This is a genomic window from Streptomyces sp. PSU-S4-23, assembly GCF_055632315.1.
In genome coordinates this window covers 2,180,298-2,206,743 of sequence record NZ_JBVMUU010000002.1, presented here as the reverse complement: position 1 = coordinate 2,206,743, position 26,446 = coordinate 2,180,298, and the positions used below count along the sequence as shown (strand labels likewise).

The 26,446-nt window shown below is 72.0% G+C and carries 18 protein-coding genes; 14 read left to right on the top strand and 4 right to left on the bottom strand.

What is annotated here, in order from left to right; genetic code table 11:
* Window positions 1-163: 163 nt before the first annotated feature.
* Together ACZ79I_RS10830 and gmd are read right to left on the bottom strand one after the other, a co-directional pair.
* Window positions 164-2,887: a CBM96 family carbohydrate-binding protein gene (locus ACZ79I_RS10830; RefSeq protein ID WP_471496450.1), complete on the bottom strand. Its 2,724-nt coding sequence runs from the start codon at window positions 2,885-2,887 to the stop codon at window positions 164-166.
* A 167-nt stretch (window positions 2,888-3,054) separates the two neighbouring features.
* On the bottom strand, window positions 3,055-4,068 hold the full coding sequence (gene gmd / locus ACZ79I_RS10825; protein WP_471496448.1) for a GDP-mannose 4,6-dehydratase: 1,014 nt from the start codon (window positions 4,066-4,068) through the stop codon (window positions 3,055-3,057).
* Window positions 4,069-4,220: 152 nt separating this feature from the next.
* Here gmd and ACZ79I_RS10820 point away from each other — a divergent pair, with 152 nt between their 5' ends.
* Window positions 4,221-5,165: a GDP-L-fucose synthase family protein gene (locus ACZ79I_RS10820; RefSeq protein WP_471496446.1), complete on the top strand. Its 945-nt coding sequence runs from the start codon at window positions 4,221-4,223 to the stop codon at window positions 5,163-5,165.
* A 74-nt stretch (window positions 5,166-5,239) separates the two neighbouring features.
* On the opposite strand, the gene ACZ79I_RS10815 is transcribed toward ACZ79I_RS10820, so the two are convergent.
* Window positions 5,240-6,718 carry an exopolysaccharide biosynthesis polyprenyl glycosylphosphotransferase gene (locus tag ACZ79I_RS10815; RefSeq protein WP_471496444.1) on the bottom strand — a complete coding sequence of 493 codons (1,479 nt, stop codon included), beginning with the start codon at window positions 6,716-6,718 and terminating at the stop codon, window positions 5,240-5,242.
* Window positions 6,719-7,230: 512 nt separating this feature from the next.
* Here ACZ79I_RS10815 and ACZ79I_RS10810 point away from each other — a divergent pair.
* Complete coding sequence (locus ACZ79I_RS10810) at window positions 7,231-8,193, top strand: LCP family protein (protein ID WP_471496442.1); 963 nt, start codon at window positions 7,231-7,233, stop codon at window positions 8,191-8,193.
* A gap of 113 nt (window positions 8,194-8,306) precedes the next feature.
* On the top strand, window positions 8,307-9,815 hold the full coding sequence (locus ACZ79I_RS10805) for a glycoside hydrolase family 71 protein (protein WP_471496440.1): 1,509 nt from the start codon (window positions 8,307-8,309) through the stop codon (window positions 9,813-9,815).
* 174 nt (window positions 9,816-9,989) lie between these two features.
* On the opposite strand, the gene ACZ79I_RS10800 is transcribed toward ACZ79I_RS10805, so the two are convergent.
* Window positions 9,990-10,790: a DUF2249 domain-containing protein gene (locus ACZ79I_RS10800; protein ID WP_471496438.1), complete on the bottom strand. Its 801-nt coding sequence runs from the start codon at window positions 10,788-10,790 to the stop codon at window positions 9,990-9,992.
* 68 nt (window positions 10,791-10,858) lie between these two features.
* On the opposite strand from ACZ79I_RS10800, the gene ACZ79I_RS10795 reads away from it, so the two are divergent.
* From ACZ79I_RS10795 to ACZ79I_RS10745, 11 genes are all read left to right on the top strand, one after another.
* A complete protein-coding gene (locus ACZ79I_RS10795; RefSeq protein ID WP_471496436.1) occupies window positions 10,859-11,629 on the top strand; it encodes a helix-turn-helix transcriptional regulator in 771 nt (256 codons plus the stop codon).
* The gene (locus ACZ79I_RS10790) at window positions 11,626-13,314 is read left to right on the top strand and encodes a hypothetical protein (protein WP_471496434.1); all 1,689 of its coding nucleotides are present in this window, start codon (window positions 11,626-11,628) and stop codon (window positions 13,312-13,314) included. The genes ACZ79I_RS10795 and ACZ79I_RS10790 overlap by 4 nt, the downstream gene beginning before the upstream one ends.
* Before the next feature lie 110 nt (window positions 13,315-13,424).
* The gene (locus tag ACZ79I_RS10785; RefSeq protein ID WP_471496432.1) at window positions 13,425-16,118 is read left to right on the top strand and encodes a multicopper oxidase domain-containing protein; all 2,694 of its coding nucleotides are present in this window, start codon (window positions 13,425-13,427) and stop codon (window positions 16,116-16,118) included.
* Between the two features lie 648 nt (window positions 16,119-16,766).
* Window positions 16,767-17,954, top strand: coding sequence for an ATP-binding protein (locus ACZ79I_RS10780; RefSeq protein WP_471496430.1), 1,188 nt, complete (start codon window positions 16,767-16,769; stop codon window positions 17,952-17,954).
* Complete coding sequence (locus tag ACZ79I_RS10775) at window positions 17,951-18,352, top strand: roadblock/LC7 domain-containing protein (protein WP_471496428.1); 402 nt, start codon at window positions 17,951-17,953, stop codon at window positions 18,350-18,352. Before ACZ79I_RS10780 ends, ACZ79I_RS10775 begins: the two co-directional genes overlap by 4 nt.
* Entirely contained in the window at window positions 18,349-18,726 is a 378-nt protein-coding gene (locus tag ACZ79I_RS10770; RefSeq protein WP_471496426.1) for a DUF742 domain-containing protein, read from the top strand. Before ACZ79I_RS10775 ends, ACZ79I_RS10770 begins: the two co-directional genes overlap by 4 nt.
* On the top strand, window positions 18,701-19,306 hold the full coding sequence (locus ACZ79I_RS10765; RefSeq protein WP_381083454.1) for a GTP-binding protein: 606 nt from the start codon (window positions 18,701-18,703) through the stop codon (window positions 19,304-19,306). The genes ACZ79I_RS10770 and ACZ79I_RS10765 overlap by 26 nt, the downstream gene beginning before the upstream one ends.
* Window positions 19,303-20,649: a cytochrome P450 gene (locus ACZ79I_RS10760; RefSeq protein ID WP_471496424.1), complete on the top strand. Its 1,347-nt coding sequence runs from the start codon at window positions 19,303-19,305 to the stop codon at window positions 20,647-20,649. The genes ACZ79I_RS10765 and ACZ79I_RS10760 overlap by 4 nt, the downstream gene beginning before the upstream one ends.
* A gap of 384 nt (window positions 20,650-21,033) precedes the next feature.
* Window positions 21,034-23,577, top strand: a complete 2,544-nt coding sequence (locus ACZ79I_RS10755; RefSeq protein ID WP_471496422.1) for a tryptophanase — start codon at window positions 21,034-21,036, stop codon at window positions 23,575-23,577.
* A 356-nt stretch (window positions 23,578-23,933) separates the two neighbouring features.
* The gene (locus ACZ79I_RS10750; RefSeq protein ID WP_471496420.1) at window positions 23,934-24,416 is read left to right on the top strand and encodes an NADH-quinone oxidoreductase subunit B family protein; all 483 of its coding nucleotides are present in this window, start codon (window positions 23,934-23,936) and stop codon (window positions 24,414-24,416) included.
* Window positions 24,413-26,446, top strand: a complete 2,034-nt coding sequence (locus tag ACZ79I_RS10745; protein WP_471496418.1) for a proton-conducting transporter transmembrane domain-containing protein — start codon at window positions 24,413-24,415, stop codon at window positions 26,444-26,446. Before ACZ79I_RS10750 ends, ACZ79I_RS10745 begins: the two co-directional genes overlap by 4 nt.

Below are 26,446 nucleotides of genomic sequence, written 5' to 3'. Positions count from 1 at the left end.
CCAAGAGGCCGAAGGGGCCGGAGAGTACGAGTGTGCATGGTGGCTCCTGCGGCCCCAGCGGGCCGGGGTATGGAGGCGGGTCCGACAAGAGCTGTGGGCCCGGACGGGTCGTGCGGGGCGCCGGTCCGTGGTCCGGCGCCCCGCACACGGGACGCGGTGACGGTTACGGCGCCCCGAAGGTCAGCACCAGCTGCGGGGTGTTCTCCGCGGCCGACGCCTCACGGGACCACAGCCACAGCGCGTCCGTCCCGGTGCTCGTGAGCGCCAGGTCGTAGCTGCCGCCCAGGACCGGGGAGAGCGCCGTGGTGTCGAGCGCCGCCGAGTAGAGCGTCGAGACGTCGGTGGCGCCGCTCAGGGTGCCGACCGCGGTCTGGGACACGGCGGGCTTGGAGGCGTAGGTGGTCCCCGCCTCCGTCCAGCCTCCGGTGACGGGCCGCACGGAGATGTCGTCCGTGCTGCCCGCGCTGCTCAGCGTGGTGGTCTTCACCGCGAGTCGCGCGCTCTTGAGTACCGTCCCGGCCGGTGCCGACGGCAGGTCGAAGCGCAGATACGCCTCGTACGCCGCGCTGCCGCGCACCGCCAGCGAGGTGGAGGTGCCGTAGTTGGTGCCGGTGGCACCGGAGTTGACGTACGTGTCGGCCGACGCCCGGACGGTCTGCACGCTGTCGGCCGGGGCCGAGGCCAGGGTGTAGTGGCTCTGCACCTGGGAGGCGCTCAGCACCGACGGGTAGATCGCGGTCTCGTCGATCTGCCCGGCGAGGTAGTTGCTGGTGGGCCGGCTCGGCCAGCCGTTGAGGTTGTCCCCGCCGACGTGCCAGTAGCCGTTGTAGTTCTGGCTGCCCGTCTCGGCGAGCGTGCCGACCTTGGCGCCGTCCACGTACAGCACCATCCCGGAGGCGCCCTGGGTGGCGACGACGTGGTGCCAGGCGCCGTTGTTGTAGGCGGCCGGCGAGGTGATGGTGCGGGCGGCGCCCGTCCACACGCCGAAGACCAGCCGGCCGTCGTCGCGCATGTAGATGTGCTTGTCGTAGGTGCTGCTGGCCCGTGTGGTCCTGTTGCCGAAGCCGACGAGCTTGCCGCCCCGGCCGGTGGTCGTCTTGAACCAGGTCTCGATCGAGTACTGGCTCGGCACCGTGGTGCGCTTGTCGCCGTAGACCATCTGGTCGACGCCGTCGAAGCCGATGGCTGTGGACGGACCGGTCACGGCGGCCGGGGTCTGGCGCAGCGAGGGCCCGTTCACGTGGATGCCGCTCTGGTCGCCGGGTGAGGTGTCGCCGACGTACGGAGTGGCGGACTCGTCGTAGCGCCAGTACAGGTTCGCGCCGTCGTCGAGCACCTTCGCGGGGTACTTCTGGACGGAGACCGGCACGGTCACCGTGGCCGTGGCGGACAGCGCGGAGGTGTTGCCGGCGCCGTCGGTCGCGGTCACCCGGTAGCTGTAGGTGGAGCCGGCGGTGACGTCCGTGTCGGTGAACGACAACTGCGGGCGCGACCATTCCACGGAGTCGCCGTCGACGGTGTACACGGGCGTGGAGGCGCCGTTGCGGTAGACCTTGTACGTCAGCCTGGTGTCGTCCGTGTCGAGACTGGAGCGCCAGCGGACGTGGACCTCGGTCGGCCTCACGGACTCGGCGCCGGCCGAGGGCACCGTCGGGGCGCCGGTGTCCGGGGAGGCCGCGAAGTGCGTCAGGCCCTGGGCCGGCGAGCCGTTGACGGTGGTGAACTCGCCGCCGACCCACATGTACTTGTTGTCGGCGGTCTCCGAGACCGCCATGGCGCGCGGGCCTATGCCCTCGCCCAGGCCGTCGTTGGTGTCCGGGAACCAGCCCAGCTTGTTGGTGCCGGTCGTCGGCTCCGCGAGCAGGTGGTGGCGGCGCCCGTCGGGGAACTCTCCGACGCTGGAGCAGTCGTGCGCGTGCGAGGCGCTGTACAGCACACCCTGGTAGGACCTGACGGCCTGGGTGGCGCCCAGACAGGTGTCGCGCCAGCGCTGGTTCAGCGTGGACAGGTCGAGCGCGATGCGGCCGTCGAAGACGCCGCCGCCGGTGCCCTCGTTGCCGGTGTAGAAGCCCGTGGCGTCGGTGTCGAGGGACTTGACCACCGAGTTGGTCTCGATGAACCCGGGATAGGTGCGGACGTTGGCACCCGTGGTCGCGTCGACGACGGCCAGGGCGTGCGAGGCCGCGCCGTTGACGGTGAAGAAGTCACCGCCGAGGATCACGTTCTTGCCGTCGGGGGTGACCGCGACGGCTCTGCCGGGCTCGTCGGCATCGGCCTGGAACGGTTTGACCGCGCCGCCGGCGGCGTCCACCGCCGCGTAGCGCGCGTGCGCGCTGCCGCCGACAGAGGAGAAGTCGCCGCCCAGGTACACGGTGTCGTCGGTGACCGCGAGCGCCCGCACGGTGGCGGAGACGCTCGGGTGGAAGCCCGCCTTGGGCGTGCAGGTCGCGATGTCGATGGCGGCGAGGCTGCTGACCGGCGTGCCGTTGACCGCGCCGAAGTAACCGCCCGCGTACAGCGTCTTCTTGTCCGGCGAGACGGCGAGCGCCCGCACGGTCGCGGTTCCGCTGCCGACGGTGAACGACAGCTTGCAGGACGTGGGATCGCCGGTCGCCGCGTCCAGCGCGACGAAGTTCACCGCGTCCTGCGCGGTGCCGCTTCCTCCCTCGGGCGGGCGCACCTGCGAGAAGGTGCCGCCCGCGAAGACCGTGCCGTGTGCCTCCGCCAGGGCCCACACGATGCCGTTGGTCTGCCAGGTCGGCAGGTCGTCGGCGGTGAAGGCGACGGGCGGGGTCAGCGCGGCGGCCGGCTGCGGCAGGGCCACCAGGCCCAGGCCCGCCGCGGTGGACAGGACGAGGACGGCGCTGAGCCCTCTGGATCTGTGCATGTACCCCCCCGGCTTCCGGGCCCGGTCGCGGGCCCTCTGCCTCGTCGAGCCCGCCGGAGTCCCCGGATCCGAACGGGCCGGATGAACGTGTTTGCTGCGCGAACCATACGAGTACATGACACGTGATGGGGTGCGCTTGACTCATCTGGTAGGAAATTTCGATGTGTTCAGCGGTCGATGCGCACCGCGGCGCCCGCGAGCTGGTCCTCCACCTGCCGTACATCGGCGTCGACCATGATCCGTGCCAGCTCGTCCACCAGGACGGTGGGCCGCCAGCCCAGCGTCTCGCGGGCCTTGGACGCGTCACCGATCAGTGCGTCCACCTCGGTGGGGCGCTCGTACTTGGGGTCATAGCGCACGTACTCGTTCCAGTCGAGGCCGGCGTGGGCGAACGCGGTCTCCACGAACTGCCGTACGGTGGCCGGTACTCCGGTGGCGACCACGTAGTCGGTCGGCTCGTCGTGCTGGAGCATCCGCCACATCGCCTCCACGTACTCGGGTGCGTAGCCCCAGTCGCGGACCGCGTCCAGGTTGCCGAGGTAGAGACGGTCCTGGAGGCCGGCCTTGATCCGGGCGACGGCGCGGGTGATCTTGCGGGTGACGAAGGTCTCGCCGCGGCGCGGGGACTCGTGGTTGAACAGGATTCCGTTGACCGCGAACATCCCATATGCCTCGCGGTAGTTGACGGCCGCCCAGTACGCGAAGACCTTGGCGGCGCCGTACGGGCTGCGCGGGTGGAAGGGCGTGTCCTCGTTCTGCGGGGGCGGCGTGGAACCGAACATCTCCGAGGACGACGCCTGGTAGATACGGGTCTCCACCCCGCTCGCCCGGATCGCCTCCAGCAGCCGCAGCGTGCTCAGGCCGGTCACGTCGCCGGTGTAGAGCGGCGCGTCGAAGGAGACCCGCACATGGGACTGGGCGCCCAGGTTGTACACCTCGTCCGGCTGGATGTCGCGCAGCAGGTTCACCAGCGCCACCCCGTCGGAGAGGTCCGCGTGATGCAGCACGAAGCGGCGTTCGGCCTCCTGGGGGCCCTGGTAGATGTGGTCGATCCGCTCGGTGTTGAAGCTGGACGACCGCCGCACCAGGCCGTGCACCCGGTATCCCTTCGACAGCAGCAGCTCCGCCAGGTACGAACCGTCCTGTCCGGTCACGCCGGTGATCAGCGCGGTCTTGCTCATGCGGGGTTCCCCTCCCTGCCGGACCCGTCCCGGGGGCCGGTCCGGTCCGTACGCCCGCCGTGCGCGGGCTGCATGTCGTGAACTATGGGAAATTTCATGCAAGTTGGCGGTGTGTGCGCACTGATCACACGGCTCCTGGCATGATCCGGCCCATGACCGCATCGCTGCTGCCCGAACGTGCCCGTGTCTTCGTCGCCGGCCACCGTGGCCTGGTCGGCTCCGCCGTGTCCCGCCGGCTCGCCGCCGAGGGGTACGAGGTGCTCACCCGTACCCGTGCCGAACTGGACCTGCGTGACGCCGCGCGCACCGCGGCCGAACTGTCCGTCCTGCGCCCGGACGCGGTGGTGCTCGCCGCCGCGAAGGTGGGCGGGATCATGGCCAACAGCACTCAGCCCGTGCAGTTCCTGGAGGAGAACCTCCAGATCCAGCTCAGCGTGATAGCCGGGGCCCATGCCGCCGGTGTGGGCCGCCTGCTCTTCCTGGGATCGTCGTGCATCTACCCCAAGCACGCCGCCCAGCCGATCACCGAGGACGCGCTGCTGACCGGACCCCTGGAGCCCACCAACGAGGCGTACGCCGTCGCGAAGATCGCGGGCATAGTCCAGGTGCAGTCCTACCGGCGCCAGTACGGCGCGTCGTACATCAGCGCCATGCCGACCAATCTCTACGGGCCCGGTGACAACTTCGACCTGGAGACCTCGCACGTCCTGCCCGCCCTGATCCGCCGCTTCCACGAGGCCGCGGCCGAGGGGCGCGAGGAGGTCGTCCTGTGGGGCAGCGGTACCCCGCGCCGGGAGTTCCTGCACGTGGACGACCTCGCCGCCGCGTGTGCGGTGCTGCTGCGCTCCTACGACGGCGACGAGCCGGTCAACGTCGGCTGCGGCAGCGACCTCACCATCCGCGAGCTGGCCGCGACGGTCGCCGAGGCCACCGGTTTCACCGGCCGGATCGCCTGGGACACGAGCCGGCCCGACGGCACCCCGCGCAAGCTGCTCGACATCTCGCGGCTCGCGCAGCTCGGCTGGAAGCCGGCGATCCCGCTGCGCGACGGCATCGCCGCCACCTACGCCCACTGGCGCGGCGGTCTCGACGGCTGACGGGCCCCGTTCGTGCACGGACCCGGGGGGCGCGCAGCGCGCGCCGGGGCGCTGTGCGGCCATGGGCGGCGCTCTCAGTACGCCCCGCGGCCGTCGGCGACGGCGCGGAACGTGCGGGCCATGACGTCCACATCGCTGGTGAACGACCAGTTGTCGACGTAGCTGAGATCGAGCTGGACGGTCTCGTCCCACGACAGGTCGGAGCGTCCGCTGATCTGCCACAGCCCGGTCATGCCCGGCCGTACGGTCAGCCGCCGCCACTCGACGGGCGTGTAGTGCGCCACCTCGTCGGCGAGCGGCGGCCGCGGGCCCACCAGGGACATGTCCCCCTTGAGGACGTTGACCAGCTGGGGCAGTTCGTCGAACGACGTACGGCGCAGCCAGTGGCCGACCCGGGTGACCCGGGGATCGCGGCGCATCTTGAACATCAGGCCGTCGTGCTCGTTCTCCTGGGCCAGTGCGGCCTTCTGGCGGTCGGCGCCCACGCGCATGGTGCGGAACTTCCACATCACGAAGGGACGCCCGCCCCGGCCGACGCGCTCGTGGAGATAGAGCACCGGCCCCGGCGAGGACAGTTTCACCGTGGCGGCGACCGCCAGAAGCACCGGTGCCAGCACGAGCAGGCCCAGCAGGGCGGTGCTGCGGTCCAGGGCCGCCTTGAGCAGAGGCTGTATGCCCTCCCGCATCGGCGGGGCCACGCGGAGCAGGGACAGCCCGCCGGCGGATCCGGCCTCCAGGCGCTTGACGGACACCTCCACCAGGCCGGGTGCGACGAACAGTTCGATGCCGGCGTCGTGCAGGCCCCAGGAGAGGCGGCGCAGCCGCTCCCCGCTGAGCGTGGAGCACGGGACGACCAGCACCAGGTCGGCGCCGAGCCGGTGCACCGCGCCGATGACCAGGTCGGCATCCTCCGCGGGGGACTCCGGAGCGGTGGCGGGGAGCCGTTCCCACGTCCGGATCCCCGAGGTGAACGGGCCCTGTCCCACGGGGACGCCGCCCACCGTCACGTACGGGTGATCGGTGCGCGCGGAGAGGTGCGCGGTGACGCCGTCCGCCGCGGTGGGCTCGCCCACCACCAGGACCTTGATCACCGCCTGCGCCCTGCGCCGTACCGCCGCGAGATGGCGGTACAGCGCCTTGCGGCACACCAGGGTCAGCAGCAGGGCGGGCAGCAGCGCCGCCAGGCACAGCGCCGCGCGCAGCCGTACCCCCGCCGCGGCGTGCCCCACCGCGAGCACTCCCAGCAGGATGAACCAGTCGTGGAGCACCGGCAGTGTGCCCCTGCTCTCGCCGATGGCCCGGGCCGCGTAGCGCGATCTGAACAGCTGCACTCCCGCCCAGGCGAGCCCCGCGGCGATGCCGCTCGGCACTGCCCACGGCTGGTGTGCGGCGAAGAACATCAGCGTCACCGGAACACCGGCGCCGACCAGGTCGGTGATCAGTGAGGCGGGAAGATACCAGCGGGACTTCCGTCCCACCCACAGCGAGGACGCGCGCTCCCGCGAGCGCGCCTTGTGTGATCTCTCGGATTCAGCGGCCTGAACATCCCACATGTACCCCCCCAGGTACGTTCCGCGGCACGAGTCGCCGGATGTCGCGAACGTGCATTCGTCGAACATGCGGCGCGATGGTGAACAGTACGGCAAACTTGTGCAGGGATGGGGGCGTTTACGTGAACGTCACCGAGAAGCGCCGGGCCGTACGGAGTGCCGGGCCGCGCTTGCGGGTCGACACCGCGGGCGATGATCCGGTGGACGGGGGTACGAACGTCGAACGTGCTGGCTACAGTGTGCGCTTCGGTACGGAAGGGGCCGTACCGCGTTGATGTGGGGGGTGCGTGGTGGGGGACGGGAACACGGCCGGGGCCGAAGCGGCAGGCCGGGACGAAGCGGTCGACCGGGGTGAGGCGGCAGACCGGGAGGAGGGGCCGGACAGAGCCGGTTTGGCGGTGTCCGGCCCGATTGCCGGCGTCCCCGAAACCTCGACCGGAACTTCACAAAAGGAAGTTGACGGATCCGGAGATACGCAGGCACACCCTCGGCGCCGCGCAAGCCGTGCACGTCGGGTGCTCCTCGGGGCGCTCGTCCTGCTCGCCGCGGGCCTGCTCATGGTGGCCGGGGTGTCCTGGTGGGCCGTCGACCACTTCACCGGGAAGGTCGACCGCATCTCCGGTGTCTTCCCGACGGACGTGCCCGCGGCGGCGCAGCCGGCACCCTCCGACGGAGGGCAGACCTTCCTCCTCGTCGGCGTCGACAGCCGCTCCGCGCTGCCGACCACGGGCCGCGACGCCAAGGCCCCCGAGTGGAAGTACGGTGCCCAGCGCAGTGACACGATGATGCTGGTCCACCTCCCCGCCGACCATTCCGGCGCGTATGTCGTCTCGCTGCCCCGTGACGCGTGGGTGGACATCCCCGGACACGGCAAGGCCAAGCTCAACGCCGCCTTCTCCTGGGGCGGGCCGCCGCTGCTCATCGACACCGTGCAGCGGCTGACCGAGGTGCGCGTCGACCATCTCGCCGTCATCGACTGGGACGGCTTCAGGAAACTCACCGACTCCGTCGGCGGAGTGGAACTCGTCGTGGACGGCGCCGCCCGCCATATGAACGGCACCCAGGCCCTGGCCTACGTGCGTGAGCGCTATCACCTCGCCCGCGGCGACTTCGACCGCACGCACCGTCAGCAGTACTTCCTGCGGACGCTGCTGGAGAAGGTCATGCGTCCTTCGACCTTCTCCAATCCCGTCAGGGCCACCAGGGTGCTGGACGACCTCACCGCCGCTGTGAGCGTCGACGACCGGCTCAGCGACGGCGACCTGCGGGCCCTGCTGTGGGACAACAAGGAGGTCCGCCCCGGGAACATGGTGTTCATGAACGCCCCGGCCAAGGGAACCGGCACGATCTCCGGTCAGTCCGTGGTCCTCCTGGATTCCGGCGCCGGCGCCCAGTTGTGGCGGGCCATGCGCGAGGACGCCCTCGACATCTACCTGCAGTCGCACGACGCCGACCGGCTCGGCGCCACGACTCCCTGACGGGACGGCCGTGATCGCCGGAGATGCCCGTCTGGGCACGGTTCGCCGGACAATGGGCCGCATGTGCCCTAGAGTTCTGCACCGGCGGCCCACCGGCGTCTGCGGAGGACACCATGACGGATCACCCCACTCGTCCCACGCATCGGCGCCGAAGGCCGTCAGACCGGCGGCGCGCCGCGCTCGGCGCCCTGTTCGGACTGATCCTCATCGGACTGATCACCGGCACCGGACTGGCCCGCGACCGGGAGGACACCGCGCCCCATGCCGGGCGAACGAGGGACGCGGCGCTTCCCTTCGACCTGCCGGCCACGGATGTGCTGCGCGACAGCCCGCATCTGGTCTTCGCGCACTACTTTCCGCCCTATCCGCTCTCCCTCGACAACCAGCCCGCCGAGCACGACTACTACGCCCGCAACTACCTCACGCCACAAGGCGAGCAGGGCAAGCACGCGGCCTACGGCGGACTGCTGCGTGACCGGCCCCTGCCGGTGCCCCCGTCCAGCGGGGACTGGCGACTCGCCAACCTCGAACGGGAGGTAAGGACCGCCCGAGACGCCGGGCTCGACGGATTCACCGTGGACATCCTCTCCCTGACCGGCGTCAACCGTCAGCGCGTCGACATGCTGCTGCGCGCGGCGCGGCGCGTCGACCCGGGCTTCCGGATCGTGCTGATGCCGGACATGACGTCCCTACACACCGACCCGCGCACCCTTGCCCGCCAGTTGGCCCGGCTTGCCCGGTCCCCGTCCGCATACCGGCTGGCCGACGGACGCCTGGTGGTGTCCCCGTTCAAGGCGGAGGCCCAGGACCCCGCATGGTGGGGCCGAGTCATCGCGCGACTACGCGACCAGGGCATCAGCACCGCGCTCGTCCCGGTCTTCCTGGATTTCCGCGCCAACGCCCGGCGGTTCGCATCCATCAGTCACGCCTTCTCGTCCTGGGGCAACCGGAGCTACAGCCGCCAGGACAACGTTCCCGGCGACATCCGACTCGCCCACTCCCTGGGAAAGAAGTGGATGCAGGCCGTGTCCGTGCAGGACGCCCGGCCCAACCAGGGCGTCTACGACGAGGCGGGCAACACCGCCAGCCTGCGGTCGACCTGGAACCACGCGATCTCCGACGGTGCGGACTGGGTGCAGCTCACCACGTGGAACGACTACTCGGAAGGCAGCCAGTTCGCACCGTCGCTGCACAACGGCCACACCTACCTGGACATTTCCTCGTACTACCTCACCCGTTTCAAGACCGGGGCATGGCCGCAGATCGTCCGCGACACCGTGTACGCCACTTCCCGCGTCCAGTTCACCGATGTCGACAGCGCCCCGCTTCAACCCCGGCTGATGCGCCCGCGTCCGGGCACCGCACCGCCGCGCGACCAGGTGGAACTGCTCACCTTCCTGACCGCGCCCGCCACAGTCTCCGCGCGCGTGGGTGGCGCGCCCCACACCTACCGTGCCCCCGCCGGCGTGTACGCCCGGGGCCTGCCGCTGAACCCCGGCCGTACCAGGGCCGTGGTCCGCCGCGCGGGGGACACCGTCGCCGCCGTCACGACCCGCTATCCGGCGCGGCGTACGGTCACCGTGCAGGACCTTCAGTACTACGCGGTCTCCAGCCGCGGTTGAACCCGGAGCGCGTCGACGAGGTCGCCGTACCGCCCGGCAGGGCAACGACCGCTGGTCCGGCTCCCGGCCTGATCAGGGCGCTTCCCTGCCGGCGCGTTCGTCGCCCGGCAGGGTTCGCGAGCGGTGTACCGCAGGGCCGTGAAGCCTGTGTGCCCTGCGCGGAGATGCCCGGTCTCAGCGGTGGGTGAGCTGGAGGCGCCAGGCCTCCGGGCCCCGCTCCAGGTACTCCACGGAGAACGTGCCCGGCCGCCGGCCCTCGATCTGGGCCAGTAGCGGCAGCGGGTCGTGGGGGGCGACCAGGACCATGGCCCGGCCCGCCGGCACGGCGTCGAGCGCGCCGAAGACGGTCGCGTGCCGCAGGGCGTGCGGGACGCCGCGCACGTCCAGTTCGGGCACCGCGGTGTCGTCCGAGCCGCCGCAGGCGCACCCTCCGCCGCCGCAGCCGCCGTGCCGTGCGCCGCCCTCCGCCTCGTCGCCCTCGTCGTCGTGTGCATGACCGCCGAGCAACTCGTGCATGCCGGCGAGCAGTCCGGCCAGGGAGATGCCGGGCGCCGCCGCGAGCAGCGGCAGGATGAGGGAGTTCTCCTTCTCCAGGTGCTCTTCGAACAGGACCTGGAGCGCCCGGGCCTCGGCAGCCGCCCGTGCCGTCGAGGGCGCGGTGCGCAGCGCCTCCACGAGCGCGCCGATGCGCCGGTGCTCGGCGATCATGCCGTCGACGAGCAGACGGCCCTCCACCGTGCCGTGCGCGGCCGGGTACATCGCGGACTCCTCGGCCGCGGCGTGCGGGAGCAGTTCGCGTTCGCAGAAGGCGACCAGCCCGGCGCGGGTCCGCTCGGCCGCGTCCGGGTCGCCGCCGGCCTCCAGGAGCATCGTGACGCGTCCGGCCAGTCCGCCGGCCAGTTGGGCGTGGTGCGCCTCGACGGCCTCGGCGGCCGCGGCGTCTTCGGGATCCGACGCGAGGGTGAGAGAACTCATGATCGCTACTCCAGCGGTTGGGGGCCGGCCGGTCCGACCCGGGCCGGTGACTGCAATATACTACGGACATGTCCGTGGAAAATAAGGCTCTCCCTCTCCCCGGCGGTGGCTCGGACGACGATCCGTCACTGTCCCGGCAGCGCCGGGCGGTCCTCCAGCACCTGCGGGGCCAGGCCGCGCCGGTCACCTCGGCCGCGCTCGCCCGGGTCTGCGGACTGCACACCAACACCGTCCGCGAGCATCTGGACGCGCTCGTCGACCTCGACCTGGCCTTCCGCGAGCGGGCCCCCGCCGCCGGGCGCGGCCGCCCCGCCTGGCGCTACCGGGCCGCACTGCCCCAGCAGTCCCCCGTACGGGAGTACGCGGGGCTCGCCGCGGTGCTCGCCGCGCAGATCGCCCGGTCCAGCCCCGATCCCCAGGCGGCCGCCGTCGCCGCCGGGGAGGAGTGGGGCCGCGCTCTCGTCGCCGGGCAGGCGCCCGGGCGCAGCCCGGAGGAGGCACGCGGCCGGATCGTCGCCCTGCTCGGGGAGATCGGGTTCGCGCCGGAGACGGACGACGACGGCAACCGCGTACGGCTGCCGCGCTGCCCCTTCATCGAGGTCGCCCGCGAGTACCCGAACGTGATCTGCAACGTCCACGCCGGGCTGGTCAGGGCCGGTATGGCCGCGCTGGGCGGCGACGGGGAGCGGGTGGCCCTGCGGCCCTTCGCCGAACCCGGCGCCTGTGTGCTGCGCTTCGACGCCGGACCGGTGGACCCGGACGCGGGACCGGTGGACCCGGACGGACACCGTGGTGACGGCCCGGCGGACGGCCCCGAGCACTCCCGGAGGACCCGATGACCGCCGCGGAGGGAACCCAGGGGGCGCCCCGCACGTCCCGCGGCCCGCGCGGTCGCGACGGCACGACCGTGCGGCGGGGCGTCGCCGGCCGGGGAGTGCTCCTGGTGCCCGCCGGGCTCGCCCTCCTGTCGGGGCTCGACGCCGCCCTGCTCCGGCTCGGCCTGCCCGCCCCCGTCACCACCGGCCGGCTGCCCGGCGTGCACGGGGTGCTCCTCGTGCTCGGGTTCGTCGGGACGCTGATCGCGCTGGAGCGGGCGGTCGCGCTGGGCCGCCGCTGGGCCTACCTGTCTCCCGCCTTCCTCGGCGCGGGCGGACTGCTGCTGGTCGCGCCCGTCGCCAGGCTCACCGGGCGGCTGCTGTTCGTCGCCGGTACGGCCGTCCTGCTCGCCGTCTACGTGCGGTTCTGGCGGCGGCAGCCGAGCGCCGCCCTGCTCGCCCAGGCCGCGGGTGCGGTGTCGGCGCTCGGTGCCGCGCTGCTGTGGCTGGGCGGACTGGACGTCCCCCGGCTGCTGCCCTGGCTGGCCTCCTTCCTCGTACTGACCATCGCCGGGGAGCGGGTGGAGCTGGCCCGGGTGGTGCTGCTGGCGCCGCGGGCGGAGCACGCCTTCCTGGGCTGTGCCGGCGCCGTGCTGGTCGGCACCGTGGCGAGCCTGCTGTGGCCGGCCCGGGGCGTCCTGCTGTACGGCGCCGCCCTGCTCGCGCTCGTCTGGTGGCTCGTCATGCACGATGTGGCCCGCAGGATGCTGCGCTCGACCGGGCTTCCCCGTTTCAGCGCCGCCTGTCTGCTGGCCGGGTACGCGTGGCTGGCCCTGGCGGGAGTGCTGTGGCTGTGGTCGGGTCCGGTCGGCGAGGGGGGCCGGTACGACGCCGTGGTGCACGCCGTCTTCCTCGGCTTCGTGCTGTCCATGATCATGGCGCATGCCCCGGTGATCCTGCCCGCGGTACTGCGCCGCCCCCTGCCGTACCGGCCGGTGCTCGCCGCACCGGCCTGGCTGCTGCACGGCTCCCTGGCCCTGCGCGTCCTGGTGGGAGATCTGGGGAACACCGGCTGGGCGTGGCGGCTCGGCGGGGTGCTCAACATCGTCGCCGTGCTGCTGTTCGTGCTGACGGCGGCGGTCCTCACGCTGACCGGTACGGCGAGGAGCAGGACGGCGCCGCCGGGCGGGAGCGGACCGGTGACGCCGGGCGGGAGTGGGACGCAGACGCCGGGCGGGAGCGGGACGCAGACACCGGGCGGGAGCGGGCTGGCCGGCACCGGGGGTCGCAAACGGGACGGGGGGCGCGGCGGTCCGGGGGGTCCGGGTGCCGGTTCCGGTGGGGGCGGTGGCGGGGGTGGCCCGCTGCCGGCTCCGGGCCGGGGCGGCGGCACGGTCACGGATGGCCCGGCTGGGGGTCCCGGCGGGGGCGGCGGCCCGGGTGGTTCGGGTGCGGGTCCCGGCGGGGGCGGCCGCGTGGCCGGTGCCGTTCCGGTCCCCGGGCGCGACACGGCCACAGCCCCGGACCCCCACGGGGCCGCGGAGCCGCCGACCGGCACCACCGCGAGCCCCCCGGCACCCTCCGGCCCGCAGGCCACAACGGCCCCGGCCCGTACGAGCAGCAGAGACGACACCGGCGCGAGCGCCGGCGGCACCGGCACCGGACGTCCGGTGCCCCGGCCGCGTACCTCGGAGGAGAACCCCTGGTGAGTGGCCTGCCCCTTTCCCGTCATCCCCAGGGCCCCTCCTCGCCCGGGCTCCCGCCGGGCCCGCCCGGGCCGCCGCCCGGCCGGTCGCCCCGTGCCGCCTGGCATCTCGGCGTGAACGTCGTGGTGGCGGCCTGGCTCGCGCTGTTCGCCGCGGGATCGCTGGTCCACCCGTTCGTCCCGGCGGCCCGCTGGCTGCTGGTCCATCTGCTGCTGCTCGGCGCGGTCAGCAACGCCGTCGTCATCTGGTCCGGGCACTTCGCCGCCTCCGTGCTGCGGCTGCCCGAGGCGCACCGGGGCGCACCGGCGGTCCTGCGCCTGGCCTGCCTCAACGCCGGTGCCGTCGCCGTCGTCGGCGGCATGCTCACCGGCATCTGGCCGGCGGTCCTCGCGGGAGGTGCCGCCGTCGCCGCCGCGGTGCTCGCCCACGCGGTGTGGCTGGTCCGGCTGCTGCGGCGGGCCCTGCCCAGCCGCTTCGCGATGACCGTCCGCTACTACGTCGCGGCGTCCGCGCTGCTTCCGGTGGGCGCCGGGCTGGGTGTCCTGATGGCCCGCGGTGACCTGTCGGACTCCGGCCACGCGCGCGTCCTGCTGGCGCACGAACTGATCAACCTGCTCGGGTGGGTGGGGCTCACCGTGGCCGGGACCCTCATCACCCTGTGGCCGACGATGCTGCGCACCCGGGTCGCGGAGGGAGCGGAGCGCGCGGGACGCACCGCCCTGCCGGTGCTGCTCGGCGGGCTCGGGGCCGCGGTCGCCGCCGCGCTGCTGGCGCCGCCGCCGCTCGCCGCGGTGGGGGTGGCCGGCTACGCGGCGGGGCTCGTCGTCGCGGGGCTGCCCTGGGTGCGCGAGGCGCGGGCCAAGGCCCCGCACTCCTTCGCCACCTGGTCGCCGGTCGCGGGCGGCGGCTGGCTGCTCGGCGCGCTGGCGGTGCTGGTCTGGATCCTGCTGACGGCGCGGACGTGGCCGGAGGTGGCGGACCGGGTGCCGGCGCTGACCGCGCCGCTCGCCGCCGGATGGATCGCACAGGTTCTGCTGGGGGCGCTGAGCTTCCTGGTGCCGGTGGTGCTGGGCGGCGGCCCCTCGGCCGTGCGGGCGGCGAACGCGGAGCTGGACCGCGGCTGGCCGATGCGGCTGACCACGACCAATGCGGTGCTCGTGACGGCCCTCCTGCCGGTGCCGAGCATGGTGCGCGTCGTCTGCTCGGTGGTGCTGCTGGCCATGCTGGTGTGGTTCCTGGTGCTGCTGGTACGGACGGTGGTGCGGCACCGCGCGGCACGTCGCGGCGCCGCGACGCCGGGCACGCCGCACGCACCGCACGCACCGCAGGCCCCGCACGTACCGGACCCGTCGCAGGCCCCGGCCGCGCCGGCCTCGTCGCACCGCGTCCTGGGCGGTGTGGCCGCGGGAGTGGCGGTGGTGATGCTGGCCGTCGCGGCGGGCGGCGCCGTGGACGTGCGGTCGCTGCCCGTTGCCCCGGGGTCGCACTCCGCCGCGCTCACGGCGGACGGGACCCGGGTACGGCCCACCGGCCGTACGACCACGGTGGAGGTGACGGTGCACGGTATGCGGTTCTCCCCGGACTCCGTCGCGGTACCCGTCGGGAACCGCCTGGTGATCATGCTGCGCAACCACGGCACCGACCGCCACGACCTGGTCCTGGAGAGCGGCGCCCGCACCGGCCGGCTGTCCCCGGGCCAGGCCGCGACCCTCGACGCGGGCGTCATCGGCCGTGATCTGGACGGCTGGTGCTCGATGCCCGGGCACCGGCAGATGGGCATGGTGTTCACGGTGAAGGCCACCGGAACCGCCGCCGGGACCGGGGCCGCCACCGGCGCGGGGACCGACGGCCGCGAAGACGGGGGGCACACGGGCCACGACAAGGGCGCGGCGGCCTCCGCATCCGGGAGGTCCGCCGCCGCGGACTTCGACCCGATGGCCCAGCCCTCCCCGGGCTTCACGGCGCGCGATGCCGTGCTGCCGCCCGCCGAGGGCGCCGGCGGCCCGCGCGTCCACCGGCGCACCTTCACCGTCCGGGAGACGCAGAAGGAGGTCGCGCCCGGGGTCCGGCAGACCGTGTGGACCTACGGCGGCACCGCGCCGGGTCCCGTGCTGCGCGGCCGCGTCGGGGACAGGTTCGAGATCACGCTCGTCAACGACGGGTCGATGGGCCACTCGGTCGACTTCCACGCCGGGACGCTCGCCCCGGACCGGCCGATGCGGACGATCCAGCCGGGCGAGTCGCTGACGTACCGGTTCACGGCCACCCGCAGCGGTGTGTGGATGTACCACTGCTCGACGATGCCGATGTCGCTGCACATCGCCAACGGCATGTACGGGGCGGTGGTCATCGATCCGCCGAACCTGCCGCGGGTCGACCGGGAGTACCTGCTCGTCCAGTCCGACCTCTACCTCGGCCCGCAGGGCGGGACCGCCGACCCCGCCAAGCTGGCCGCGCAGCGGCCCGACGCCGTCGTCTTCAACGGATACGCCGGCCAGTACACGTACGCGCCCCTGAAGGCCCGTACCGGCGAGCGCGTGCGGATCTGGGTGCTGGACGCGGGGCCGAACCGGGCGGGCGCGTTCCATGTGGTCGGTGGGCAGTTCGACACGGTGTACCAGGAGGGCGCCTACCGGCTGCGGCGGGACGATCCCGGGCACGGCGGCGCCCAGGTGCTGGCCCTCACCCCGGCGGAGGGCGGGTTCGTCGAGTTGTCCTTCCCCGAGGCGGGGACGTACCCGTTCGTCTCGCACATCATGAGCGATGCCGAGCGCGGCGCACGCGGGGCGTTCCAGGTCACGCGGTGAGGCGTGCGGCGCGTACGCGCGAGGTCCCGGGGAACGACGGGCCCGGCGGAGACGCGTCTACGCCGTGGTACGGGGGAGGGCGCCGCGTTTGGGTTCGCTTTGGGGAGTATGTGGGGAGGATTTGAGGAGATGTGAGGTCGCCGTGGACTCCGGCGACCGCGTCGGACTCGCAGGCGGCCCCCCGCCGGCGGGGCCGTGAGGGCACGGAACGGGCGCCGGCCGGGCATCGAACCGGCGTCGATCGGGCGCCGGCCGGGCGTGGTTCGTGCGCCGCGCGATCCGGCGCGCGCGGCTGCGCGCGCCGGTCCGGGGGCACGTCCCGGGCCGGAAAAACGTATCGCCGGCCGAGGCGTCTCCCGCTCGCCGTGGGTGCCCGGACGGTCGGCGAAGGTGTGCCTCCCGCCCGTATCCCAGGTGCTTGGTGAAGGCACGCTGATGCGCTGTCAGTTGCGGGGGAGTGGCTTCCGGTTGGCGGTCCCGGCGGTGATACGATCACCGCACTTGTCGAGCGGGCGGATGGACGCACAACGACATCTGAGACCAAGAGGACGGCCCGGCTGAAACATGGCGCGGGCGACCTGTAGGCCCAGGCCCATCCGCGTTGACGGGATTTCAGCAGCTGACCTTCAGTCGTCTGAAGAGAGTCATATGACGCACTACTTGCAGGACCCGGCATTCTGGGCTCTCCTCGTCGTAGTCCTTGTCGCAGCTGCCTTTGCTGTTCGCCAGCGCAGGGCGGCACGGAATTTACGGCAGGAGATCGATGGGCTCAGAACCCACTACGACGAACTCGAGAACCATTACTCGGAATCCGTCAAAAAGGCCCAGGAGCACGCTGAAGAGGAAACCAAAACCGCCCTCAAGTCCGCGATGCGGACGATTCAGGGACTTGCCGCCGAGCAGCAGTTGATCATTTCGAGGCTGCAGACCAAATATGGCGAGTCGGTCATTCTTCAGGATCTGCTGGACATCGACCACATGAACTCCCAGTTCGGTCGGCGCGCCCAGTCCATCGCCGTGCTCTGCGACGGCTGGCTGGGCCGGCACCGTGAGGTCGCGTCGGTCTACGACGTCGTGCGCAGCGCGCAGGGCAGGATCCGTCACTTCCAGCGGGTGGAGATCCTCTCGCAGGTCGACTTCGGCATCACCAGCCGGGCCGTCGAACCGGTGGCCCTGGCTCTCGCGGAACTCCTCGACAACGCGACCAGCTACGCCAGTCCCGACACCATCGTCGAGATCAACGTCCGTGCCGTGCCCAAGGGCATCTGCATCGTCGTCGACGACGCCGGTGTCGGTATGAACGAGGAAGAGCGGGCCAGGGCGTCGAGGCTGCTGTCGAGCGAGCGGGTCTCGGGCGTCTCACAGCTCGGCAACCCGCCGCAGTTCGGCTTCGCGGTGATCGGTGTGCTCTGCGAGCGCTTCGGTTTCACCGTGTCCGTGGACTCCACCTCCCCCTACGGGGGCGTGCGTGCGGTCCTCCTGCTGCCCGACGAACTCCTCACCAGCATGCCCGACCCGAAGGAGACCGTCCCGGCCGCCGGGGCCGCCAACTCGCCCGGCCTCAGCGGACCCCACTCCTCGCCGACCGCATCCACGACCGCCGACGGCCTGCCGAAGCGGCGCCGCAAGCGGCCGATGGCCCTCGTGTCCACCGGTTCGGCACCCTCGCAGTCATCGAAGAGCTCGCGTGCCCCGAGGCGCTCCGACGAAGACACGGCAGCGATCATGGCCGCCTTCCAGCGGGGCACGGTGATCGGCCGGTCCTCGCATTCGGACACGCCGGATGAGACGGGCAACACACGCGATGCAAGCAGCGAAGGACATGAGGTCTCGTGAAGAACGATCTGGCGTGGATGCTTGACAGTGCCCTGGAGATCCCCGGGGCCCTGCATGCCGTCCTGGTCTCCGCCGACGGGCTGCTGATGGCCCGTTCGAAGGGGGTCGACAAGGACATGGGGGACACCATCGCCGCCGCGATGAGCGGTGTGCAGTCGCTGAGCCGGTCGATCGGGTTCTTCTGCGAGGGATCCGATCAGCGGTGGCGGCAGACGCTGGTCGAGTTCGACGAGGGATGGGTCTTTCTGATCTCCGCGGGAGAGGGCGCCTATCTGGCGGTCTCGGCGGCCCTCAACGTGGACATGGGGGACATCACCTTCCGGATGCAGCAGCTCGTCGGCCAGCTGGGCAAGGAGCTGACGACGCCGCCGCGCGAGAACGCCGGTTCACGGCCATGACCGACGCCAGCCGACCGGAGCCGGAAGCCGCGGAGTTGGTGCGCCCGTACGTCATCACCAAGGGGCGCAGCCTCCCCGATGACGAGCAGTTCTCGCTCATCACCCTGATCACGGCGGTGACGGACCACCAGCAGCGGCCCAACCGGCTGTCCCCGGAGGAGCAGAGGCTGCTGACGATGTGCACCGGCGGTTACCTCTCGGTCGCCGAGATCGCCGGGCACACGCGGTTACCGCTGGGGGTGGTGAAGATCCTGCTCGCCGCCCTCGCCGAAGGCGGATACATCGTCATACGCCCGCCCGCCGCGCGCGCCCACGTCACCGACGTGCGGATCCTTGAGGAGGTGCTGAATGGTCTCCGAGCCAAGTTTGGCTGAGCACGCCTACGTCCGCGGCGGCGACACCCAGACTCCCGTGAAGATCCTGGTCGTCGGGCACTTCGCGGTGGGCAAGACCACCTTCATCGGGTCCATTTCCGAGATCCCTCCGCTGTCCACCGAGGAGAGGATGACCCGGGCGGGGGAGACGGTCGACGACCTCAAGGGAGTCGCCGGCAAGACCACCACCACCGTGGCCATGGACTTCGGACGGCTGACGCTCAGCGAGCGGGTCGTCCTCTATCTGTTCGGCACGCCCGGCCAGCAGCGCTTCCTGCAGATGTGGGAGGCCATGGCCCGTGGTGCCCTCGGGGCACTGGTGCTGGTCGACCCCGAGCGGCTGGCGGACTCCTTCGCCGTGATCGACCTGATCGAGCAGTACGGGCTCGACTACGCGATCGCCGTCAACCGCTTCGACGGTTCGCCGCTGCGCGAGGAAAGGGCGCTGCGCGAAGCGCTGGACCTGCTCGATGACACGCCCGTCGTCACATGCGACGCACGGGACGAGAAATCGTCGGCCCAAGCACTGATCACACTCGTCCGCTATTTGCAGGACCGTGCACTTCAGGAGCAGACATGAGCGCCCATTCCACCGATCCCGCGCCCCCACCCGGGTGCCCCGCCCACGGCAGTGGCCTCAGCGTGCCCCTGTACGGGCCGGAGTTCGCCGCCCATCCGCAGTCGTACTACGAGTACATGCGCCAGCACGGGCCGATCGCGCCCGTGGAACTCGCGCCCGGGGTGGAGGCCACCCTCGTCACCGACTACGCGACGGCACTGCAGATGCTGCAGGACTCCGGGGCCTTCCGGAAGGACGCGCGGCGCTGGCGGGACTTCAACGAGGGCAGGGTCAGCCCGGACAGCCCGGTGCTCCCCCTGCTGGTGTACCGCCCCAACTGCATGTTCAGCGACGGTGCCGAGCATCTGCGGCTGCGCCAGGCGGTCACCGACAGCTTCGCCAGGGTGGACTCCCGCCGGCTCAGCCAGAGCACCCAGCGGATCTCCGACTACCTCATCGCCCAGTTCGGCACCCGCGGTTCGGCCGACCTGCTCAACGACTACGCCAAGCAGCTCCCACTGTTCGTGTTCAACGAACTCTTCGGCTGCCCGGCGGACATCGGTGACCGGGTCATGTTCGGCATTTCCGGCATCTTCGACGGCATCAACGCCGAGAAGGCCAACGCGGTGCTGTTCCAGGCCGTGAGCGAGCTGGTGCAGATCAAACGGAGCAGGCCGGGCGACGACGTCACCTCCTGGCTGATGCAGCATCAGGCGAAGCTGGAAGACGAGGAGATGGCCCACCAGCTGGTGCTCCTGCTGGGCGCGGGCGCGGAACCGCTGCGCAACCTGATCGGCAACACCCTGCACCGGCTGCTCATCAACGACCGGTACGCCAACGGCGGCCTGATCGACGAGGCCATCGACGACACGCTGTGGGAGAACCCGCCCATGGCGAACTACGCCCCGCACTACCCGGCCTCCGACATGGAGTTCGGCGGGCAGAAGGTGCGGGCGGGCGATCTGATGCTGGTCAGCTTCGCCGCCGCCAACACCGGGCCGACGCTCACGGCGACGCGTAAGGCCGGCAGCAACCGCGCCCACCTGGCGTGGAGCGCGGGCCCGCACGCCTGCCCGTCCAAGGAGCCGGCCCGGCTCATCACGGTCTCAGCCATCGAGAACCTGCTCAACCAGCTCCCCGACGTCGAACTCGCGGTGCCGGAGGACAGCCTGACCTGGCGCCCCGGCCCCTTCAACCGGGCGCTCGCCACGCTGCCCGCACGCTTCACCCCGATGCGGACCGTGCGCCGGCCCGAGTCGGCGGCGGGTGCGCAGACGGCCGCCCAGGACGCCAAGGGCGACGGCGGGGCGCGCAAACCGGAACGTGGACTGTGGAGTTCGTTCCTGACCTGGTGGAAGGGGTGATGCACGCAACACCAGGCCAACTCTCCCATACAGCATGAAAGTTGAATCGGTGGGGTAGTGAGCTGCGCGGTACGCGTGTTGAAATCGAGCCGAAGGAGGTGTGGTGGACCACCTATCCACCGCCGCCGCTCCCGATCAGCGCTCCGCCGCTTCAGTCTCCCGGGAACACATCATCCCCATAGGTCCGCTACCTTCTGATCCGGACACCGAGATACCCGTCTGCGAGGGCGGGTATCTTTTCGCCTTCTTCCAGGCGGGTGCCCGTCCCCGGACATCCCTTCCACCCCTGCCGTCCCGTGTGCACCCCGGCTGGTGCCGGGGCGCCCGGTGATCCCCGTCCGGTCCGGCGGTCTGGCCCCCGCCGCGGATCCCCCTACGCTTGGCATGTTCACAACTGGACAATTGCGGAGGTTGTGCGCCGTCGCGGGGCTCGACCGCCGCGACGCGGACACATACGCGAGCGTGCTGGACGAGTCGTTGGGCGCCATGGCCGGGCGCCCGCTCGACCAGCCTCCGCCGTCCCTGAGCTTCCTGTCCGACGACCATACGCCGGTGGAGTTCTCCCTCGCCTTCCTGCCCGGCAGGGCGCCGTCGCTGCGGGTGCTGCTGGAACCGGGGTGCGGTGCCGGCAGCCTGGCGGAGAGCGGGCGCATCGGCTTACGCGCGCTGCGGACCATGACACGGCGCTGGGGCTTCGCCTCCGACCGGCTCGACCTGCTGGAAGACCTGTTCTTCCCGCTCTCCCCGCAGGGCCCGCTGGCGGTGTGGTGCGCACTGGAGCTGCGTCCCGGCGGTGTTCCCCGGCTGAAGGCGTATCTGAACCCCGCGGCGTCGGGGCCGGAACGCGCCGCCGCGACGGTACGGGAGGCGCTGGAACGGCTCGGCCACCGGGAGGCGTTCGCCGCGCTGCCCCCGGCCGACGGCTACCCGTTCTTCGCCCTCGACCTGGGCGACTGGGAAGCGCCCCGGGTGAAGGTCTACCTCAGACACGACGATCTGGCGGCCTCGGAGGCCGGGGGTCTGTCCCGCATGGACTCCGGGCCGGAGCCCGAGACCGTGGCGGACTTCTTCCGCACGGCGGCGGGGGTCCACGGGCGGGCGCCGTCCGGGCCCGGGACGGGGCAGGACCTGCGGCTGGTCAGGCGGCCCGCCCTCACCTGCCACTCCTTCACGGAGACCACGACCGGTCTGCCGAGCGGTTTCACCCTCCACATCCCGGTCCGGGACTACGTCCGCGACGACGGGGAGGCCCACGCCCGGGCGGTGGCCGTGCTCGGCCGGCACGGCATGGACCCCACGCCGCTCACCCGGGCGCTGGCCGCCGTCACCGCGCGCAGACCGGAGGACGGGACCGGGCTCATCGCCTACCTGGCGCTCGTCCACGAGCGGGGCAGACCGCCCCGGGTGACCGCCTACGTCTCCTCGGAGGCGTACGGGGTCCGGCCGCCGGCCGGCCCCGCATCCCCGCGGACGGTGCCGCCCGCGCACCGGCGGGCCCCGGCTTCCGGGACCGTGCGGCAGTCGCAGCAGTCGCAGCAGCAGACAGAGACAGGAGCAGAGATCACCGTGGAGCCGTACCGGATCAAGGTAGTCGAGCCCATTCCGATCACCACGCGCGAGCAGCGCGAGGAGGCGCTGAAGCGCGTCCACTACAACGTCTTCGACCTGCGTGCCGACGAGGTGACCATCGACCTGCTGAGCGACTCGGGCACGGGTGCGATCTCGGCTGCCCAACTCGCCGCGGGCATGGAGGGCGACGAGTCCTACGCGGGCTCCCGCTCCTTCTACCGGTTCCGCGAGACGGTGGCCGAGCTGACCGGCTATCCCCACATCCTGCCGGCACACCAGGGCCGGGCCGCGGAACGCATCCTGTTCTCGTCCCTGCTCGAACCCGGCAGCATCGTCCTGTCCAACACGCACTTCGACACCACCCGCGCCAATGTGGAGCTGGCGGGCTGCCAGGCCCGCGACCTGCCCTGCCCCGAGGCCCGGAACCTCGACAGCGAGGAGCCGTTCAAGGGGAACATCGACCTGGAGGCGCTGCGGCGGGAACTCGGCGGAGCCGACGGCCCCAAGGTCGCCGCGGTGGTCATGACCATCACCAACAACGGCGGCGGTGGTCAGCCGGTCTCCATGGAGAACCTGCGGCAGGCCGCCGACCTCTGCCGGCGGCACGGTGTCCCCCTGATCCTGGACGCGGCCCGGTTCGCGGAGAACGCCTGGCTGGTGACCCGTCATGAGGCGGGCTACCAGGACCGCACCCCCCGGCAGGTCGCGGAGGAGGCATTCCGGCTGGCCGACGGCTGCATGATGAGCGCCAAGAAGGACGGCATCGTCCACATCGGCGGATTCATCGGGCTGAAGGACCCCGAACTCGCCGAGAAGTGCGAACGTCTCCTCATCGCCACCGAGGGCTTCGCGACCTACGGGGGCCTCGCCGGACGCGACCTCGACATGATGGCCCAGGGCCTGCTGGAGGTGACCGAACCGTCCTATCTCGCGGAGCGTGCCGACATCGCGGCCCACCTCGCCCAGCGGGTGCGCGTGGCCGGCGTCGACATCCTCGAGCCCCCCGGCCTGCACGCGCTGTACCTCAACGCCGGGCGCCTGTTCCCGCACATCCCGGCCCACCACTACCCGGGGCACGCCCTGTCCTGCCAGCTCTACCTGGAGGGCGGCATCCGCTCGGCCGAACTCGGCTCCCTCTACCTCGGTGAGGAGGACGAGGACGGCAACCCGGTCAAGAGCGCACCGTACGAACTGGTCAGGCTCGCGCTGCCGCGCAGGGTCTACACACGCAGCCACTACGACCACGTCGGCAGGACGCTGGAGAGCATCGCCAAGAAGGCGGAGTCGGTCGGCGGCTTCAGGATCGTGGACCAGTCCCCGATCCTGCGTCACTTCCGTGTGAAGCTGCAGCCCGCGTGATCCGGGCCCGGCCGACGGGCCCGCGAGACGTCGCCTGACCCCCTGGCTCCGCCGCTCCGCGGCGGGGCCTCCCATGGACCCGCCCCCGGGGCGGCACCCGACCTGCGGGATACACCCCCACGCGACCTGATGAGTTGCTAATCTTCGCAATTAGTCAGGTCGTCACTCCTGTGGGTGTCGTGACGGGTGGGTGGATGCGATGCGCTTAGATCCGGTAGATCCGGCCGGCGGGGCCGTGCTGTGCGACGGTCAACGATCCGCCAGCCAGGCAAAACACGGTAAAAGCCGCGTATCCGGTTGAGGTGTGTCCCGTTGGACACTCCGCGGACCGGTCCTCACCGCGTCGGGAGGGGTTCATGGGCCTGTTGCGTAAGATCCGCGCCACCGGGCGGGTGGCCGAGCCGGCTCCACCGCGCCCGGTCGGCGAGGTCCCGGAGGCGGCACGGGAGTTCGGCGGCTCGGTGCAGGTGCGGTGCGTGGATGCGGGGTCCTGCAACGGCTGCGAGATCGAGATCGCGGCGGCCTTCAATCCGGTGTACGACGCCGAGCGGTTCGGGGCGCGGTTGGTGGCCTCGCCCCGGCATGCCGATGTGGCTTTGGTGACCGGGCCGGTGACGCGGAACATGGCTGGGCCGCTGCGGCGTACGGTTGCGGCGATGCCCGAGCCGCGGCTTGTGGTGGCGGTGGGGGACTGCGCGATCGGCTGTGGGGAGTTCGCGGGCGGGTACGGCGTCGAGGGTGCCGTTCCGGATGTCGTGCCTGTGGACCTCCAGGTGCCTGGGTGTCCGCCGGAGCCGGAGGCGATCGTGGCGGCGCTCAGGAGGGTGACCGGTAGATGAGCGTCGTCTCGGTCGCTCTCGCGGTGGCTGTCGGGCTGGGTGGCGTGGGTGCGGTGGCCGGGTTCGTGCTGCCGTGCCGGCCGCGTGTGCCGGTCGTCGGAGTGCTGACGGCGGGTGTCGGTGTCGGCGGTGCCGCGGCGGGTGTGGCCGCGCTGGGCGGCGGCCGTTGGACGGCCTTCGTTCCCGGGGTGTTGCCCCTGGCCGGGACGCATCTGGCGGTGGATGCCCTGGCGGGGCTGTTCATGGCGGTGGCGGGGGTCGTGGTGGCTGCGGTCGCGGTGTATGGCATCGGGTATGCCGCCGGGCATGGGTCGCACGGGCTCGGCTCTCGCACGGCGCAGGCGGTGCTGCCCCTGTTCGCCCTCACCCTGGTGCTGGTGCCGGTGGCGGCGTCGGTGTCCACGTTCCTTGTGCTGTGGGAGTTGATGGCGCTCGCCTCGCTGCTGCTGGTGCTGGCCGAGCACCGGGAGCGGGGTCCGGTGCGGCAGGCCGGTGTCTGGTACGCGGTGATGACCCATCTCGGTCTGGTGCTCCTGCTGGCCGGGTTCGCCCTGTTCGCTGCGCGGGCGGGCGGGGAGAGCTTCGATGTGCTGCGGGCGGCCTCCCCCACCTTGTCGCCGATGGTGCGCGGGCTGGTGTTCGTGCTGGTGGCGCTGGCCTTCACCTCGAAGGCGGGTGCGGTGCCGTTGCATGCCTGGCTGCCCAGGGCGCACCCCGAAGCGCCCAGTCCGGTCTCGGCGTTGATGAGTGCGGCTATGGTCAATCTGGGCGTCTACGGTCTTGTGCGTACCGGCCTCGATTTGCTCGGCGGCGGGCCGGCGTGGTGGTGGCTGGGGCTGATGGCCGTCGGTGGGGTCAGTGCCGTGTACGGCATCCTGCAGGCGGCGATGGCCTCGGACCTCAAGCGGCTGCTGGCCTATTCGACCAGTGAGAACATGGGCCTGGTGCTCATCGGTGTGGCGGCCGCCGGGCTGTTTGCGGCCTCCGGTGACCGGGCGCTTGGGGCGCTGGCGTTGACGGCGGCGCTGCTGCATGTGGTCAACCATGCGGCGTTCAAGGCCCTTTTGTTCAGTGCGGCCGGGTCGGTGCTGCGTGCCACCGGTCTGCGGGATCTGGATCTGCTGGGCGGGCTGCGCTCGCGGATGCCGTACACGGCCGGGCTGTTCGCGCTCGGTGCTCTGGGCGCGGTGGCGCTGCCGCCGGGCAACGGGTTCATCAGCGAGTGGCTGCTGTTGCAGTCCCTCATCCATGGGCTGAGGGTGCCGGGTGTCGCGGTGGGGGTCGTGCTGCCGCTGGCGGTGGCGCTGATCGCGTTGTCTGCGGGTATCGCCGCGGCGGTGTTCGTCAAGGCGTTCGGTGTCGGGTTCTTTGCCCGGCCCCGCGGGGAGCGGGCCGCCTCGGGGCGGGAGGCGCCGCCCCTGATGCTTGCCGGGATGGGGCTGCTCGGCGTTTTGTGTGTGGGCCTGGCGTTGGTGCCGGGCGTGCTGGGCGGTGGCCTGGAGCGTGCGGTGGCCGCGGCCGGGTTGCCGGGCGGCGATGGTCTGGTGGGTGGCGGGCCGGCGCTGCGGCTCGCCGAGGTGTCCGCGTCGTTGTCTCCGCTGTGGGTGGTCGCCGCGCTGACCGCCGCGCTTGCCCTGGCTGCGGGCCTGCCCCGGCTGCTGCGGCGGCGCCGGCGTCGTATGCGCGCGCCGCTGTGGGACTGCGGGGGCGGGGCGCCGACGGCCCGCATGGCCTACACGGCGACCTCGTTCGCCGAGCCGCTGCAGCGGGTCTTCGATGATGTGCTTGCACCGGAGCAGGACCTGGACGTCACACCCGTGCGGGAGTCGGCGTACCTGGTGGAACGGGTCCGTTTCCAGCGCCGGGTGCCCGACCGGATCGAGCACCGGCTGTACGAGCCGGTGCTGCGCCTGCTGGCCGGGGCCGGCCGGGCGGCACGGCGGCTGGCGGGCGGCAGCGTGCACCTCTACCTCGGCTACGGCTTCGTCGGCCTGGTCGTCGTACTGTCGATCCTCGCGTTGGGCTGGTGA

Excerpts from the sequence above, each read along its gene's own strand:
- ACZ79I_RS10830 (WP_471496450.1), bottom strand. The coding sequence starts at position 2,887 with ATGCACAGATCCAGAGGGCTCAGCGCCGTCCTCGTCCTGTCCACCGCG.
- gmd (WP_471496448.1), bottom strand. The coding sequence starts at position 4,068 with ATGAGCAAGACCGCGCTGATCACCGGCGTGACCGGACAGGACGGTTCG.
- ACZ79I_RS10820 (WP_471496446.1), top strand. The coding sequence starts at position 4,221 with ATGACCGCATCGCTGCTGCCCGAACGTGCCCGTGTCTTCGTCGCCGGC.
- ACZ79I_RS10815 (WP_471496444.1), bottom strand. The coding sequence starts at position 6,718 with ATGTGGGATGTTCAGGCCGCTGAATCCGAGAGATCACACAAGGCGCGC.
- ACZ79I_RS10805 (WP_471496440.1), top strand. The coding sequence starts at position 8,307 with ATGACGGATCACCCCACTCGTCCCACGCATCGGCGCCGAAGGCCGTCA.
- ACZ79I_RS10800 (WP_471496438.1), bottom strand. The coding sequence starts at position 10,790 with ATGAGTTCTCTCACCCTCGCGTCGGATCCCGAAGACGCCGCGGCCGCC.
- ACZ79I_RS10795 (WP_471496436.1), top strand. The coding sequence starts at position 10,859 with ATGTCCGTGGAAAATAAGGCTCTCCCTCTCCCCGGCGGTGGCTCGGAC.
- ACZ79I_RS10790 (WP_471496434.1), top strand. The coding sequence starts at position 11,626 with ATGACCGCCGCGGAGGGAACCCAGGGGGCGCCCCGCACGTCCCGCGGC.
- ACZ79I_RS10780 (WP_471496430.1), top strand. The coding sequence starts at position 16,767 with ATGACGCACTACTTGCAGGACCCGGCATTCTGGGCTCTCCTCGTCGTA.
- ACZ79I_RS10770 (WP_471496426.1), top strand. The coding sequence starts at position 18,349 with ATGACCGACGCCAGCCGACCGGAGCCGGAAGCCGCGGAGTTGGTGCGC.
- ACZ79I_RS10765 (WP_381083454.1), top strand. The coding sequence starts at position 18,701 with ATGGTCTCCGAGCCAAGTTTGGCTGAGCACGCCTACGTCCGCGGCGGC.
- ACZ79I_RS10760 (WP_471496424.1), top strand. The coding sequence starts at position 19,303 with ATGAGCGCCCATTCCACCGATCCCGCGCCCCCACCCGGGTGCCCCGCC.
- ACZ79I_RS10755 (WP_471496422.1), top strand. The coding sequence starts at position 21,034 with ATGTTCACAACTGGACAATTGCGGAGGTTGTGCGCCGTCGCGGGGCTC.
- ACZ79I_RS10750 (WP_471496420.1), top strand. The coding sequence starts at position 23,934 with ATGGGCCTGTTGCGTAAGATCCGCGCCACCGGGCGGGTGGCCGAGCCG.
- ACZ79I_RS10745 (WP_471496418.1), top strand. The coding sequence starts at position 24,413 with ATGAGCGTCGTCTCGGTCGCTCTCGCGGTGGCTGTCGGGCTGGGTGGC.